The sequence below is a fragment of the Mycobacterium decipiens genome, from assembly GCF_963853665.1.
GTDB lineage: Bacteria > Actinomycetota > Actinomycetes > Mycobacteriales > Mycobacteriaceae > Mycobacterium > Mycobacterium decipiens.
Genome location: NZ_OY970459.1, coordinates 4229181 through 4243205 on the forward strand (window position 1 = coordinate 4229181; position 14025 = coordinate 4243205).

The following is a 14025-nucleotide window of genomic DNA, read 5'->3' on the forward strand; positions in this document are numbered from 1 at the left end:
CGCCGGCCCCAACCTTCGCATCGTGCACCGCCTCATCGAACTGGTGTGCGATAAACTCAGGGGCGTGGCGATCGCGGTTCAGGGCTCGCTGTTCGAGCACAACGAGCGAAGACAGCTCGGCGACGGAGCCTTTGTCGACATCCGCTCGGGCTGGCTGACCGGCGAACCATCGGGCGGGGCAGAGCTGCTGGATGCGCTGCTGTCCATGGTGCCGTGGCGCGCCGAGCGCCGGCAGATGTACGACCGGGTGGTCGACGTGCCGCGACTCGTGAGTTTTCACGACCTGACCGTCGAAGATCCGCCGCATCCTCAGCTCGCGCGGATACGCCGGCGGCTCAACGACATCTACGGCGGCGAAATGGGTGAGCCCTTCACCACCGCCGGGCTGTGTTACTACCGCGACGGCTCCGACAGCGTCGCCTGGCATGGCGACACCGTTGGTCGCGGCAACACCGAGGACACCATGGTGGCAATCGTCAGCCTGGGCGCCACCCGCGTCTTCGCGCTGCGGCCGCGTGGCGGCGGTCCTTCGTTGCGACTGCCGCTGGCGCACGGCGATCTGCTGGTGATGGGCGGGTCGTGTCAACGCACGTGGGAGCATTCGGTGCCCAAGACGGCTGCACCCGCGGGTCCGCGGGTCAGCATCCAGTTCCGGCCGCGCGACGTTCGCTAGCCGGTCAACCGCGGACCGCGGCCACCGCCTGCACGAGCAGGTCCCGGGCGCGTTGCGTGTCGACCCGGGCAACCGGCTGTCCGGGGATCACCAGCGGATTGGCGATGACGATCACCTGGTAGTCGCCGAACCGAGCGGAGTAGTCGTAAAGTTCGCCGGTGCGCGCCGCCCCGCCGACCATCGCCTGCAACACCCGATGCACGCCCAGCGTCTGCGTCCCGTCGATGTGCGGCGCCTCGACCACCTCGATGCCGCCCCGCAGCTGGGTCCCGGCAAATGTCACCTTGCGGCAGTCCTTCCCGGGATCGCGGCCCGGCAGCGGCTCGGAAGTCTCCACCGCGATGACCACGAACCGGTTGCCCTTGCCCTCGGCGGAGACGGCGGCCATGTTGCCCTGCAACCCCGTTGGCAGCTCAGGGCCCGCCGCCATCTTCGCGCAGTTCGCCGGATCAAAACTCAGCCCGTCGGGCAGTTTGCGGGCGGAGAAGAACTGGGGATCGATGGCCCTGACAGCGATATCGGTGACCTTGAAGTCGGGGCCAAAGCCCGACTTCACGTCGGCCACCTTGGCGATGTCGCCAGTCGGGGGCGCTGCGGAGTTGGCACCCGATGAGCAGCCGACCAGCCAGCACACCGATCCGACTGCCAGTACCACCTTGCGCATCGTGGCCAATCTACCCAACCCACGCGCTCAGCTGCGTAACGTCGACACCGTTTTGACCAGCAGATCGGCCGCGAACTGCGATGCCAGCGGCGGCGCCACCGACCCGGGATCGGTGGTCAGGGTGGTAAAGGCGTAGTGATCGTCCAGATAGGCGATGAATGTGTATACCCGCGAACCGATTTCGGTTCCGGACTCGACCGACGTCGCGACGTCGGCCACCATGCCCAGAGTTTCCGCGCCGTCGATGCGGGGGGCGTCGCCAAGACTCACGCTGGCCGTGGCGGGCCCGGCCGTGAGGGTCCACCGCCCGCAGGCCGCAACGATGTTGCTGTCCAGGCCAACCGGGCCCGACCGCACGGCGACGACCACCGCGTCGACGATGCCGCCCGCACCGGACGCGGAAACGCCCTGCGCCGACGGGTCACGTCCATCACCCGGGTCGGCGAGTGTCAGGCATTGCGGCGGCTTGGCTGCGACATCCGCCGGATCCGCGCCGAGACCCCAGACCACCCTGGGTGAGGCTGCGCTGGGGACGCCGGTCACCTCATAGCCTGGCGGCAGCTCTCGACCGATCCTCTTGATATTGGCCGGGTTTACCGCGCCCGCTTGAGCTGACGGCGACGGCGCAGCGGGCGCCAGCATGGGCGGGGTCGGCGCAGCGCATGCGGCCGCTAGCAGCACCATGAGGATCGCCACCGGGCCAATACAGAACGGCCGCATGCGGCGTTCCTATCACGACAGATCTCGATTTCCGCGCAGGCGCGGCCTCCGCACGCAATCGAACCGTCGGCCGAATTGCGGCGTCAGCCGACGGCGTCGATCACCTGCCGGGCCACCCGCCTGATCCGGTCTGCCATCTCGTGTCCGAAACCCAAGTCACGGCCGCCCGGTACATCGATCACGGTGGTGATGACGCCGACGTCCTCGCGCTGCCACACCGAACCGTAGCGGTCCATGATGGTGCGCATCGACAGATTGCCGGAAAGCATCCGCGCGGAAAACCTTTCGACGCCGTCGACCCGCGCGGCGACCGACAGCGCACCGATCAGAAAGCTTCCGATCCCCCTGCCCTGATATGCGTCGGCGACCGTGAACGCGATCTCGGCGACCGTTGGATCGTTTTCGTCTCGAACAAAGCGCGCGTCCGCCACGGGGTCGTCTCCGTCGGTCACCACCCAGACGAAGTGATCGACGTAGTCGACCTCGGCCAGGTAGCGCATCAACGCCTTGCTGGGAGCACGGGCCGACATGAACCGCCGATACAGCGTCTCGGCGGAGAAATGGACGTGTCCGTGCACGGTCCGCTCGCGGTCACCGGGCAGCACCGGGCGCAGCAGCAGTTGGGTCCCGTCCCGAAGCCGCACCGGAATCGGCGTGACAAAAGCGGCGAGACGCTGTCGGGCTGTGCGCAGCAGCCGCTCCATGACCCCGGGGATGTGCACCATCGTGGCGAAGGCGTCGCTGTCACCGATCCAGCCGGTCAGCCCCTCGATGGCGGTGACCGTTGCGGTTCGTGGGATGTCGCGAAGCAACGCGACCTCGCCGACGATCACGCCGGGCAGCACCCGCTCGACGATCGCTACACCGTCGTGGCCAACATGGCTGACCTCGGCGCTACCCGACGTGATCAGCAGAAAGGAAACGGGTTGCTCGCCCTGCCGCATCAGCACTTGGCCGGCAGCGGCCCGCAGCGGTACCAGGCCGGCCGCCAGCGACACCAAGTCCTCGGCCGGGCATCCCTCGAAGATGTCCATTCCCGCTAGATCTACGACTCGCGCGCCGGTCAATTCGGCCATCCCCCTGCAATCCGCCGCGACACCAGGCCCAGTTCGCGGTCTGATCCGACTCAGGCTATGACGTAAGCTGCCACTGCGGCAAGAACACGAAAGCGGACCCCATGAACACGAGCCAGGATCCGACCGAGTTGACCCGCGGTCTGCTGACCACCGGCGCCGCGCTGCGGCACGGCTTCCTCGACGTGTTGGGCGAATCGACAAGTTCTCCGGTTCCGACGTTCGCGCAGCGCGCGATGAACAGCCGGTTCGTCGCCACCGTGTACGAACGGCTATGGCGACCGACTTCCTTCTACCTTGCCAGCGGTGTCACCACCGGAGCCGAGCAGCGCCGCGCGGCGGTGGCCCTACGGCTCGGCGGTGCCCACACGTTGCTCGATATCGGTTGTGGGCCCGGCAATTTCACCGAGCCGTTGTCCCGGCAGTTACCGGACGGGGGTCTTGCGGTCGGGTTCGACATTTCTGCGCCGATGCTGACTCGGGCCGCGCTGGACAACCGCGGGCCGCGAACGTGTTATGTCCGTGGTGACGCCCGCATGTTGCCATTCGGCGACGAAACATTCGATGCCGTCTGCTGTTTCGGCGCGTTGTATCTGATGCCCGAGCCGTTCCGGATCGCCCGCGAGATGGTGCGGGTGCTGCGGCCGGGTGGCCGGATCGCGATCCTCACCAGCTATGCCGGGCAAGAACCTCCGATCCGCTACGCCGTGAACATTGCCGCACGCACGATCGGGCTCACAATGTTCGACCGGCACGCCTTCGTCGACCTGTTCTCGTCGGCCGGGCTGGCCGACGTCGAGCAGCAGACACAGCGCGCCTTGCAGTTCGTCGCCGCCGCTAAGCCCGGCTAGCGAGCACCCGCCACGCACTACGAGGCGGCCTCGCACACGCCGAGGAGCCGGATTACCGGCGTTCCCGCTTCATATTCCAAGACCCGCGGCTCGCCACCATTGATGGGCTCCGACACGAGCTTGATCATCACCGGCTGACCGCTCCGCTGCCACATCTGCGTGCAGTCGACCTGGAAATGGCGATAGTCGCCGCCCGTTCGAATGGCCAACGAGAAGCCCGGCTGGACGGATTCGACGGGTACCTTCTGCAGGTAGTACTTGGTGCTCATGCTCCCGACACTAGGGGGCGGCGGTGACAAAATCCGGCGCCGCAACGGTGTCTTAGCGAATGCTCAGCCGAAATTTTGATCTTCATCAGGCTTCGCGCGGGATCGCCTTCGGCACAGCGCCATACGTCCTCCCGGGCATTGCGCGGGCCGCACCCACGGGTAGCGTTGACCGTCATGGTCGACAAGTTGGGCGACACGCGGTGACCATCGCCGCATTCGTACTCGGCGTGGTCGCCACGGTGCTCGCGGCGCTGTCCCTCACCTGGCAGATGATCGCGGTGCGGTTGCGCGGCGACCGACCGAAACTGACGGCCGTAATCGGTCTGTATACGCCCGACGGGCTGGTGGCTACCGACGCGAGCAGCGACGTGCGGGAGTCTCTGCTCAACGCCGCGGGTCAACTCCCGCCCGGCCATCTCATCGTCGGCGTCAAGGTGGTCAACACGGGGCGGGCATCCTTCCATGTCGGTGGGTGGGCAATCCGCGCTGACCCCGGCGGTGCGTCCCTGGTACCCGTCGCGGACGCGATTGGCGGCACTGCGGTTCCGCACGACATTCCGCCTGGCGGGAGCGCGGTTTTCAGCACCACGCTGCACCAGGCGCAGCGCTTCGCAGACGTTGCCGAAGGCGTCGATGGTCAACCACGACGGATCGTGCTGACCGTATCGTCGGGCGCGCGCACCTACGCCACCAAACCCTTGGCGCCGGCCTTGTTTTCGCTCGGCTCGGGTATACGCGCCTGACGGTCGCGCACCGGGGGTCAGACCACGCCCAAATCCGGGGGCGTGGTAGCGAGTTGTAGGCGCTCGAGGCGTCGCACCAGCAGGCTCGGGAGCCACCGCCCGACATCGGCGGCTTTGAGGTCACGGGTGCGTTCGAGGAGTTGACCGAGCACGATCCTCGCCTCCAACCGGGCGAGCGCGGCTCCGACGCAGAAGTGTGGGCCTTTGCCGAAGGTGATGTGCCCCTTGCCGGCGGATCGGTCCAGTCGAAAGTGTCCGGGATCGTCGAAGTGCGCTGGGTCTCGGTTAGCCGCGCCCCACAGCAACAGCAGCCGCGAACCGGCTTCAAGGTCGACCCCGCACAGCGTGGTGTCGTTGACGACGTGGCGGTAGTGACCGCGAAATGGCGGTTCGTAGCGCAGCACTTCCTCAACGAACACACCGAGCAGTTCCGGTCGGTCGCGCAGTTGCCGCTGAATGTGGGGCTGGGTCGCCAAAACCCAGGCGGCGGAACCGATCAACGAGGCGGTGGACTCGCCGCCGGCACTGAACAGCGTGATCATCATGACCAGGGCGGTCGCGTCGTCCAACTCACCGGACGCGCATGCCATGGCAAGGTCGCCGAGCAGGTTGTCTTGCGGTCTGGCCACGGCCCGTTGGAACTGGTCGGTGATGTAACCGCCGAGTTCCAACACCGCGATGCCCGCGGCATCCAGCTGATCTTGCGTGACGAGTCCCTCGACCACTTGGGTGGCGGCGTATCCCCAACGGATGAGCGTGTCGATGTCGTCGTCGGGAACGCCGATGATCCTCCCGACGATCATCATCGGCAGCCGATTCGCCATCGCGCTCATCCACTCGATGCGTCCGTCGCGCATCGAGGCGTCCCAGATCCGCGCGGCGGTCTCAGCGATGAATGGCTCAAAGGCGAGGATGCGTTTCGCCGCCAATTGCGGCAGCAGCGCCTTCCGGTGCGCCGCGTGCGCGGGATCGTCAGCGGTCGCCAACGCCTGGGTCGGTCCGCCGAGTTCCCCCATCACGAACGGCGTCACCGTGCCCTCCGGCTGGTACATCATGGTCGCGGTGAGGTTCGAGGAGAAGTCGTCGCAACGTCCGAGGGCCTCGGTGACCGCGTCCCAACTGCACACCGCATAGAACTGCGAATCACCGATCCGGTGGACATGCCCGGCCGATTGCATGCGCTGGTAGAGCGGATACGGGTCTTGCAGGTAGGCATCGTGGAACAGCGCGATGCCGAGGCCACCATCCAGTTGCGTCATTTCTCCACGCTGAGCTGCGGCGACCGGCGATGTCAACGACTCGGCGCAGGTTGATACCGCCCGTCGGTGGTCAAGGTTGCCGTCGTCTCATGGGTGCCCGCTACACCTGGCCAAATCGTGAGATGTTGAGAGCATTGTGTCGCAAAATTGCGATGATAGATCGAAAGCGGAACAAGGAGCACGTCGGGTGGTTCGAAACGATTGGATCGATGACCGCCGAGCGGCGGCGGCGGATCGCATCTACGCCGCCGCCACCGATCTGGTGGTCCGCGACGGGCTGGACGCCCTCGATATCGACACCTTGGCGGCGCGCGTGCATTGTTCGCGCGCAACCATCTACCGCCACGTGGGCGGCAAAGCGCAGCTCCGGGATGCCGTTCTGATGCGCATCGCAGCGGGCATCATCGACACCGTTGGGCGCGCGGTCGCGGGCATGGGTGGCTGCGAGCGGGTCATGACGGCAATCACGGTGGCGCTCGAGCAGATCAGGTCCGACCCCATGCGGCGACTGATGATGGGTGCGGTCACCGCACCCGAGCTCAGCGAACTGCACTCGTCACCCGTGCTGAGCCGCCTCGCCGCCGAACTCAGCGGACTGACCGACGACGATCCGCAGGCGGCGCGCTGGATCGTCCATGTGGTGATGTCGCTGGCCTACCTGCCGATCGGCAACACAGAGGCCGAACAAGAAATCTTGCGGCGGTTCGTCGCGCCGGCATTCAGCTGAGGCCACGGTTGCAGGGGTTGCAACCTGCTCAAACTGCGTGGAGCTAGGGAGATTCGAACTCCCGACCTACTCGATGCGAACGAGTCGCGCTACCAACTGCGCCATAGCCCCTGACCGCTAGCAGGCTACCAGCCGCAACGGGTAATGGCCGAACCGCGCGCGCTACTGGCCCACGGCCCGCGGCAGGTCGCGAGGCCAGCCGTAGCCCCGCGACGGCATTGCGTAGTCCAGGTGCGAAAAGATCGGGTCCTCGTCGTCGATCTCGAGAACCACCGCGCCGGGACGGCGCAGCCGCGACGGCACCAGGTCGTAGTCGCGGTCCCGGGTGTTCTCCACACCAAGCCGCGCCCGCGCCATCCGCTGCATCCGGCGCCGCCGCACTTTCTCCTCGATGCGGGTTTGCCGGCGCAGATACGCCAGGTAGAGCACCGTCATCCCGGTGGCACTACCGCAGATCCACCACGCGGCCGGCGTCACTTCGAAGGCCGCGGTGGCCGAGCCGATCAGCATCACCGCCATCGCTATCAACACGCGCTTGCGGAAGGCGTATTTGCGGGCAGTGACCGCGGCGGCGGTCTTGGTGTCGAACCGGCGCCGCCGCGACCTGCCGTGCGCGACCCTCGGTGGCGCCTCGTGGATGTCCGCGGAGTCGTCCTCCGCGACTTCCAAACCGCAAGTGTCCTCGACGTATTCGTATTCGTATTCGTCGTCGGCCGGCTCCAGGCGATCGACCTCCGGATCGGCGTCGTCGGCGGGGTCGTCGACCGTCGGCAGCGCGGGCTTCCCGGCGCGGGCACTGGCTCCCGCCGGAAGGGCCCCAGAGTCTTCGTCGACCACGTCGACGTCCAGGTAGTCCGGCTCGTCGGCGCCGGTGGCGTGGGGGGCGGCAACCGTCACGACGACCGCGCCCCGACGGCGCACCTCGTCATCCTCGTCGTTGTCAGGCTCGGCGTCCTCCTCGAAGCCCTGCTCGGGGTCTTGCTCGACGTCGGTGAACTCCTCTTCGTCGACCGCGTCGTCCCGCCACTCCTCCTCCGGCTTCCAGTCCGGGTCGCTGCGATGCCCCGCGGCGGGACCGCCGCGCTTGAGCAGGCGTGCACCCGCGCCACCGTTGAGCACCCGGGTCGCGAGCGCGACATCGCTGGTGCGCCTTACCGCATCACGTTTGCTGATCAGCATGGGCACCAGCACGAACAGCCAGAGCACCACGAGCGAGATCCACAACAACGATTGCGGGATGCTTGGCATGATGACCTGCTCTCTTCGGTTCCGATCCCCGCGAGGCCCCATCGTTGGCCAGCGCGGCCGGGTCGTCTAAGCGACCACCGCAATTACACACCTGTAATTCCACTCCCACAAGCACCACACGTCACACGTGTCGCGCCAGCCACATTTTGGTTGCGTCGGGATAGCCGCGGTGGTCGTGATCAGGACACCAATAACAACCCATGGCGGCCATCTCGGCGCACACCGCGCCGCTACGGCCAGCTGGCGTGCCCGCCGCGGACCAGGGTCGACGCCACCGACCCGTAGACCTCTTCGGCGGTGATGGCCATCAGCAGGTGGTCCCGCCAGACCCGGTCCACCTCAAGGTACCGGCGCAACAGCCCCTCTTCGCGGAACCCGACCTTTGCCAGCACGGCGCGGCTGGCCGTATTCTCCGGACGCACGGTGGCCTCCACGCGGTGCAACATGACCGGGCCGAAGCAGTGGTCAAGACCCAGCGCCAATGCTCCGGTGGCCACCCCCGCGCCGGTAGCCGTGCTTGGTACCCAGTAGCCGATCCAGGCCGATCGCAACGCCCCATGGATGACGTTGCCGATGGTCAACTGACCGCAGAACCGTCCGTTCAGCTCGATCACATACGGCAGCATCCGGCCCCTGCGAGCCTCCGAACGCAGACTCGAACACACCGCCGGCCACGCGGCAATCGTGTGCCGGATGGTCCAATCGCCGTCGGTGCTGGGCTCCCACGGTTCGAGATGTGCGCGGTCGGCCAACCGGATCCGGCTCCAGTGCGCACCATCGCGCATCCGCACCGGCCGCAACCGGATCACGCCCGCCGAGACCCGCAGCGGCCCAACGGCCGTCGGCCAGCCGGGATGCCGGGAATCCGAACGCCACAGGTTCACGAGAGTTTGCCGCGGTTCGGATCAGCCGTGCTGAGCCAGGAAGGCGACGTCGACGATCTCGCCGGTACGGATTTGCTCGGCACCGGTTGGAACCACGACCAGACAGTTGGCCTCGGCAAGCGTCGCGAGTAGGTGCGATGACGCCCCCGGCGCTCCGCCCAACGCCTGAACCAGGTACTCACCGCTGTCCTGATCACGCATCAGCTGGCCGCGCAGGTAGCCCTTGCGCCCGGCCACCGAGGTGATCGGCGACAGCGTGCGGGCCTGGACGATCCGGCGCATCGGCTGCCGCCGACCCAGTGACAGCCGGATCAGCGGCCGGACCATCACCTCGAAGACCACCAGGGCGCTGACCGGATTTGCCGGCAGCAGAAAAGTCGGAACGCCATCGCGGCCGAGCTGTCCGAAGCCCTGCACGGATCCCGGGTGCATGGCGATGCGAACGACCTCCATCTCGCCCAGCTCGGACAGCACCGACCGTACCGCCTCTGCCGCCGCACCGCCGACCCCGCCGGCGATCACCACAATCTCAGCCCGGCTGATCTGACCCTCGACCGCTTCGCCCAGTTCCTTCGGGTCGTTGCTGACGATGCCGACCCGGTTCACCTCCGCGCCGGCATCCCGGCCCGCCGCGGCCAACGCATAGGAATTGACGTCGTACACCTGCCCGTTGCCCGGGGTGCGCGCGATATCGACCAGCTCGCCACCCACCGCCATGACCGACAGCCGTGGACGCGGGTGCACCAGCACCCGTTCGCGGCCCACCGCCGCCAGCAGCCCCACCTGGGCCGCGCCGATGATCGTCCCGGCCCGCACCGCGACATCGCCCGGCTGCACATCGTCACCCGCGCGCCGCACATAGGCGCCGGACGGCGCGCCGCGCAGCACCCGCACGCGAGACATTCCGCCATCGGTCCACCGCAACGGCAGGACCGCGTCGGCCAGCGTCGGAAGCGGGGCGCCGGTCTGCACCCGGACCGCCTGGCGGGGCTGCAGCCTGCTGAGTGTGCGCGCTCCGGCTTCGATGGTCCCCGTCACCGGCAGGGTCAGCACCTCGCGAGCGTCGACATCGCCGTCATCGGCAAAGACTTCGGTACCACCCGCGTCACCGACACCGGCAACGTCAACACTGCGCACCGCGTAACCGTCGATCGCGGCCTGATCGAAACCGGGCATTGGGTGTTCAGTGACCACTTCTTCGGCGCACATCAATCCCTGTGCCTCGGCGATCGCAACGCGTATCGGCCTTGGGGCTACCGCGGCGGCCGATATCCGGCTCTGCTGCTCCTCCACCGAACGCACAGCGCGCGCCTTTCCGTCGAGCCAGGTGGGGCAAATTGGGCCCGAGCGCCCGGCTCACCCCTTGGGGCGGGCATCCCCCGCCCCGGACCGTCCGTGCCGTATCGTCGCCCGGCTATTGCTCGGTCAGACCCAATCGCGCCACCAACCATCGCCGCAAATCCGGGCCGTAGTCGTCACGATCCAATGCAAAGTCAACCGCAGCCTTGAGGTACCCGCCGGGATTTCCCAGGTCGTGTCGGGATCCTTGGTGGACGACGACGTGGACGGGATGGCCTTCGGCAATCAGTAGCGCGATCGCATCGGTGAGCTGCACCTCGCCCCCGGCGCCCCGGTCAATGCGGCGTAACGCGTCGAAGATGGCACGGTCCAGCACGTAGCGGCCGGCCGCCGCGTACCTCGACGGCGCGTTTTCGGCCTTGGGCTTTTCGACCATGCCCTTGACCTTCAGCACATTCGGATCATTCGCCCACTCACCATCGTGGACCGGCTCGACATCAAAAACCCCGTATGCGCTGATCTCGTCAAGAGCCACCTCGATGGCGCACAGCACCGTGCCGCCCGTGCTGGCCCGCACCTTCGACATCGTCTCCAGCACGCCGGTCGGCAGCACCAAGTCGTCTGGCAGCAGCACCGCGACCGCGTCCTCGTCGGGCGCCAGCGTCGGCTCCACGCAGCCGATGGCGTGTCCCAGCCCCAGCGGCTCGGCCTGCACAACGGATTCGACCTTGATCAACCCGGGGGCGCGGCGCACCTTGGCCAGCATGGCGATCTTGCCCCGCGCCTCAAGCGTGCCCTCCAGCACCAGGTCTTCCACGAAATGCGCGACGACGCCGTCCTTACCCTCGGAGGTGACGATCACCAGTCGTTCGGCACCGGCCGCGGCCGCCTCGGCGGCCACCAGCTCGATGCCGGGAGTGTCGACGACGGGCAACAACTCCTTCGGCACCGTCTTGGTGGCCGGCAGAAAACGGGTGCCCAGGCCGGCCGCCGGGACGATTGCCGTGCAAGGCGTCAGTACTTCTGGGCGTGACATCGTTCACACGATAACCTGCGTTGTTCCGATTGCCCGACTTCTCGCTCGCGCCGTCCCGGCGCTCCCCGTCGTCGGGCGAGTTCCGATTGCCCGACTTCTCGCTCGCGCCGTCCCGGCGCTCCCCGTCGTCGGGCGAGTTCCGATTGCCCGACTTCTCGCTCGCGCCGCCCCGGCGCTCCCCGTCGTCGGGCGAGATTGCCAGTCGGTGTGGCGGCGGGATGGCGGGAGCTGTCATGGTTGACGACATGGTCACCGCGAGCAAAGCCGCGTTGCGCGAACAGCTGCTGGCAGCCCGCCGTCGCGTTACCGACGACATTCGCGCCGCCGAGGCCAGGATGTTGCGTGATCACCTGAACCGCGTGGTGACCAGCGACAGCACCGTCTGCGCGTATGTGCCGGTGGGCACCGAGCCGGGGTCGATAGAGATGCTGGACGTGTTGCTGCTCCGCGCCGGACGAGTGCTGTTGCCGGTGGCGCGCACCACCGGTAATGACGTTCCGTTGCCGTTGCGCTGGGGCGAGTACCGCACCGGTGGACTCGCGCGGGCACGCTGGGGTTTGCTCGAGCCGCCCGAACCCTGGCTGCCGGAAGCGGCGGTGGCGGAGGCCAACCTGGTGCTTGTGCCGGCGTTGGCCGTCGACCGGCGGGGCGTGCGGCTGGGCCGGGGCCGCGGCTTCTACGACCGCTCGCTGCGGTGCCGGGACCCGCAGGCTCAGCTGATCGCGGTGGTGCGCACTGCCGAACTGGTCGATGCGTTGCCGGCGGAGCCGCACGACATACCAATGACCCATGCGCTCACCCCGGAGCGCGGGCTTAGCAGCCTACCTTGCCGGGAATGACAAAGCTCACGTAGCGGTTCTAGCACTTGAGACGGTAGAGTGCTAACGCCGACTGACATTTCCGGAGGTTCTTGTGCCGACCTACAGCTACGAGTGCACCCAGTGCGCCAACCGCTTCGATGTTGTGCAGGCCTTCACCGACGACGCGCTGACCACGTGCGAGCAATGCTCCGGCCGGCTGCGCAAGCTGTTCAACGCCGTCGGCGTGGTGTTCAAGGGCAGCGGGTTTTACCGCACCGACAGCCGCGAGTCCGGCAAGAAGGCCAAGAGCTCGACCAATGGTTCTTCGACCAGCGAGTCGACACCGAGTTCGGGCTCCAGTGAGAGCAAGGCGTCCGGGTCTGCAGAGAAGTCGTCCAGCTCCCCAACCTCCGCCGCAGCTGTCTGAGTTGCGGGGTTATCCACAGGGATATCGCTGACCGGCACCGCCGGTAGCGTGCTGCGCCTAGCGTTTGCGGCGTGACGGAGTCATCACTGAATCCGAGCCCGTTCGGCCGGATATGGACGCTGATATCGACTTTTGTGCGCCCGGACTGGACCCGGACCATGCGGGCACGGCGGGTCGCCGCAGGCGGGCTGGTAGTGCTGGCCGGCGTTGCGGCGCTGCGGTCCGATCCAGACGGTGATCTGGCCGAGGTGGTGGTGGCCGCCCATGACCTACGGCCCGGTGCCGCACTGACCGCCGGCGATGTCCGGCTGGAAAAGCGCTCGGTCACAACCCTTCCCGACGGGGCACAAGCCGAGCTGGGCGCAGTAGTCGGTGCCACGCTGGCCAGCCCGACACGCCGTGGCGAGGTGCTCACCGACATGCGCTTGCTGGGGAGCCGGTTGGCCGGGTCGACAGTCGGCCCCGGCGGCCGCATCGTGCCGCTACATCTGGCCGACAGCGCTCTGGTCGACCTTGTTCGGGTTGGCGATGTCGTCGACGTGCTGGCCGCGCCGGTAACCGAGGCGCCGGCAGCTTCCCGGGTTCTGGCCAGCGACGCCATCGTGGTTCTGGTCTCGTCCCAGCAACGGGTCCAGGCAGCCGACCAGGACCGGGTGGTCTTGGTGGCGCTGCCAGCCCGGGTGGCAAATGCGGTGGCCAGTGCGGCGCTGGGTCAGACGGTGACCCTCACCCTGCACTGACCGCCCAGCCCCATCAGGAACGCGTAAGCACACCAACGGCGTGGTGCGCGAGCGTCCGGCTGAGCTAGTTTTTTTCTTGGGTTCCAGTTCTGGGATCGGCAGATGCCCACATTAGAAAGGACATCGCATGCTCAAGGGGTTCAAGGAGTTTCTCGCGCGGGGCAACATCGTCGACCTGGCCGTCGCGGTGGTGATCGGCACAGCATTTACCGCGTTGGTCACCAAGTTCACGGACAGCATCATCACGCCGCTGATCAACCGGATCGGCGTCAACAAAGAGTCCGATGTCGGCATCTTGCGGATCGGCATCGGCGGTGGTCAGACCATCGACTTGAACGTCTTGCTGTCGGCGGCGATCAATTTCTTCCTGATCGCGTTCGTGGTGTACTTCCTGGTCGTGTTGCCCTACAACACGCTGCGCAAGAAGGGGGAGGTCGAGCAGGCGGACGACGCCCAAGTCGTCCTCCTCACCGATATCCGCGACTTGCTCGCCCAACCCGACGAGGGCCCGCCCGGCCGGCATGGCGGTCAAGCCGCAGCGACGCCCGCCCCGAATCACGGCCCCCGGGCGGACACCTGACGACGGTCATTCGACGGTCGGTCGACCGCGCG

At 67.3% G+C, this 14025-nt stretch carries 17 protein-coding genes and 1 tRNA gene; 8 read left to right on the top strand and 10 right to left on the bottom strand.

The annotated features are described in order from the left end of the window. Positions 1-64: 64 nt before the first annotated feature. Entirely contained in the window at positions 65-673 is a 609-nt protein-coding gene (locus AADZ55_RS18665) for an alpha-ketoglutarate-dependent dioxygenase AlkB (protein ID WP_207569081.1), read from the top strand. 4 nt (positions 674-677) lie between these two features. On the opposite strand, the gene AADZ55_RS18670 is transcribed toward AADZ55_RS18665, so the two are convergent. The 3 genes from AADZ55_RS18670 to AADZ55_RS18680 form a co-directional block, all read right to left on the bottom strand. Then, entirely contained in the window at positions 678-1337 is a 660-nt protein-coding gene (locus AADZ55_RS18670; RefSeq protein ID WP_085325054.1) for a DUF5642 family protein, read from the bottom strand. 27 nt (positions 1338-1364) lie between these two features. Further along, complete coding sequence (locus AADZ55_RS18675; protein ID WP_085325053.1) at positions 1365-2057, bottom strand: DUF5642 family protein; 693 nt, start codon at positions 2055-2057, stop codon at positions 1365-1367. A gap of 83 nt (positions 2058-2140) precedes the next feature. Beyond that, positions 2141-3133 (bottom strand): GNAT family N-acetyltransferase, encoded by a 993-nt coding sequence (locus tag AADZ55_RS18680; RefSeq protein WP_085325052.1) that lies wholly within the window; start codon positions 3131-3133, stop codon positions 2141-2143. Positions 3134-3234: 101 nt separating this feature from the next. Between AADZ55_RS18680 and AADZ55_RS18685 the strand changes: the two genes are divergently transcribed. Then, entirely contained in the window at positions 3235-3981 is a 747-nt protein-coding gene (locus tag AADZ55_RS18685) for a class I SAM-dependent methyltransferase (protein ID WP_085325051.1), read from the top strand. A gap of 17 nt (positions 3982-3998) precedes the next feature. Here the strand turns inward: AADZ55_RS18685 and AADZ55_RS18690 are convergent, their stop codons facing one another. Next, a complete protein-coding gene (locus AADZ55_RS18690; protein ID WP_085325050.1) occupies positions 3999-4250 on the bottom strand; it encodes a hypothetical protein in 252 nt (83 codons plus the stop codon). A gap of 200 nt (positions 4251-4450) precedes the next feature. Here AADZ55_RS18690 and AADZ55_RS18695 point away from each other — a divergent pair, with 200 nt between their 5' ends. Then, positions 4451-4993, top strand: a complete 543-nt coding sequence (locus AADZ55_RS18695; RefSeq protein ID WP_085325049.1) for a hypothetical protein — start codon at positions 4451-4453, stop codon at positions 4991-4993. A gap of 17 nt (positions 4994-5010) precedes the next feature. Here AADZ55_RS18695 and AADZ55_RS18700 read toward each other — a convergent pair whose 3' ends face one another. Further along, entirely contained in the window at positions 5011-6252 is a 1242-nt protein-coding gene (locus AADZ55_RS18700) for a cytochrome P450 (protein ID WP_085325048.1), read from the bottom strand. A 187-nt stretch (positions 6253-6439) separates the two neighbouring features. Here AADZ55_RS18700 and AADZ55_RS18705 point away from each other — a divergent pair, with 187 nt between their 5' ends. Continuing rightward, complete coding sequence (locus AADZ55_RS18705) at positions 6440-6979, top strand: TetR/AcrR family transcriptional regulator (RefSeq protein WP_085325047.1); 540 nt, start codon at positions 6440-6442, stop codon at positions 6977-6979. A 38-nt stretch (positions 6980-7017) separates the two neighbouring features. On the opposite strand, the gene AADZ55_RS18710 is transcribed toward AADZ55_RS18705, so the two are convergent. From AADZ55_RS18710 to AADZ55_RS18730, 5 genes are all read right to left on the bottom strand, one after another. After that, positions 7018-7090, bottom strand: a tRNA-Ala gene (locus AADZ55_RS18710). Positions 7091-7141: 51 nt separating this feature from the next. Further along, positions 7142-8227, bottom strand: coding sequence for a gephyrin-like molybdotransferase receptor GlpR (gene glpR, locus AADZ55_RS18715; RefSeq protein WP_085325046.1), 1086 nt, complete (start codon positions 8225-8227; stop codon positions 7142-7144). 230 nt (positions 8228-8457) lie between these two features. After that, entirely contained in the window at positions 8458-9111 is a 654-nt protein-coding gene (locus tag AADZ55_RS18720; protein ID WP_085325045.1) for a GNAT family N-acetyltransferase, read from the bottom strand. A 21-nt stretch (positions 9112-9132) separates the two neighbouring features. Next, positions 9133-10413, bottom strand: a complete 1281-nt coding sequence (gene glp, locus AADZ55_RS18725; RefSeq protein ID WP_085325044.1) for a gephyrin-like molybdotransferase Glp — start codon at positions 10411-10413, stop codon at positions 9133-9135. A 112-nt stretch (positions 10414-10525) separates the two neighbouring features. After that, positions 10526-11446 carry a UTP--glucose-1-phosphate uridylyltransferase gene (locus AADZ55_RS18730; RefSeq protein ID WP_085325043.1) on the bottom strand — a complete coding sequence of 307 codons (921 nt, stop codon included), beginning with the start codon at positions 11444-11446 and terminating at the stop codon, positions 10526-10528. 245 nt (positions 11447-11691) lie between these two features. On the opposite strand from AADZ55_RS18730, the gene AADZ55_RS18735 reads away from it, so the two are divergent. The 4 genes from AADZ55_RS18735 to mscL all read left to right on the top strand — a co-directional run bounded on the left by AADZ55_RS18735 (position 11692) and on the right by mscL (position 13993). After that, positions 11692-12285, top strand: coding sequence for a 5-formyltetrahydrofolate cyclo-ligase (locus AADZ55_RS18735; RefSeq protein WP_085325103.1), 594 nt, complete (start codon positions 11692-11694; stop codon positions 12283-12285). 73 nt (positions 12286-12358) lie between these two features. Next, a complete protein-coding gene (locus AADZ55_RS18740) occupies positions 12359-12673 on the top strand; it encodes an FmdB family zinc ribbon protein (RefSeq protein ID WP_085325042.1) in 315 nt (104 codons plus the stop codon). Between the two features lie 71 nt (positions 12674-12744). Then, positions 12745-13413, top strand: a complete 669-nt coding sequence (locus AADZ55_RS18745) for an SAF domain-containing protein (RefSeq protein WP_085325041.1) — start codon at positions 12745-12747, stop codon at positions 13411-13413. 127 nt (positions 13414-13540) lie between these two features. Further along, positions 13541-13993 carry a large-conductance mechanosensitive channel protein MscL gene (gene mscL / locus AADZ55_RS18750; RefSeq protein WP_085325040.1) on the top strand — a complete coding sequence of 151 codons (453 nt, stop codon included), beginning with the start codon at positions 13541-13543 and terminating at the stop codon, positions 13991-13993. The last annotated feature ends 32 nt before the right edge of the window (positions 13994-14025 follow it).

What these genes read in the sequence shown, in the direction of transcription:
- AADZ55_RS18685 (WP_085325051.1), top strand. Translation starts at nt 3,235, where the DNA reads ATGAACACGAGCCAGGATCCGACCGAGTTGACCCGCGGTCTGCTGACC.
- AADZ55_RS18670 (WP_085325054.1), bottom strand. Translation starts at nt 1,337, where the DNA reads ATGCGCAAGGTGGTACTGGCAGTCGGATCGGTGTGCTGGCTGGTCGGC.
- glpR (WP_085325046.1), bottom strand. Translation starts at nt 8,227, where the DNA reads ATGCCAAGCATCCCGCAATCGTTGTTGTGGATCTCGCTCGTGGTGCTC.
- AADZ55_RS18730 (WP_085325043.1), bottom strand. Translation starts at nt 11,446, where the DNA reads ATGTCACGCCCAGAAGTACTGACGCCTTGCACGGCAATCGTCCCGGCG.
- mscL (WP_085325040.1), top strand. Translation starts at nt 13,541, where the DNA reads ATGCTCAAGGGGTTCAAGGAGTTTCTCGCGCGGGGCAACATCGTCGAC.
- AADZ55_RS18690 (WP_085325050.1), bottom strand. Translation starts at nt 4,250, where the DNA reads ATGAGCACCAAGTACTACCTGCAGAAGGTACCCGTCGAATCCGTCCAG.
- AADZ55_RS18700 (WP_085325048.1), bottom strand. Translation starts at nt 6,252, where the DNA reads ATGACGCAACTGGATGGTGGCCTCGGCATCGCGCTGTTCCACGATGCC.
- AADZ55_RS18675 (WP_085325053.1), bottom strand. Translation starts at nt 2,057, where the DNA reads ATGCGGCCGTTCTGTATTGGCCCGGTGGCGATCCTCATGGTGCTGCTA.
- AADZ55_RS18680 (WP_085325052.1), bottom strand. Translation starts at nt 3,133, where the DNA reads ATGGCCGAATTGACCGGCGCGCGAGTCGTAGATCTAGCGGGAATGGAC.
- AADZ55_RS18735 (WP_085325103.1), top strand. Translation starts at nt 11,692, where the DNA reads ATGGTCACCGCGAGCAAAGCCGCGTTGCGCGAACAGCTGCTGGCAGCC.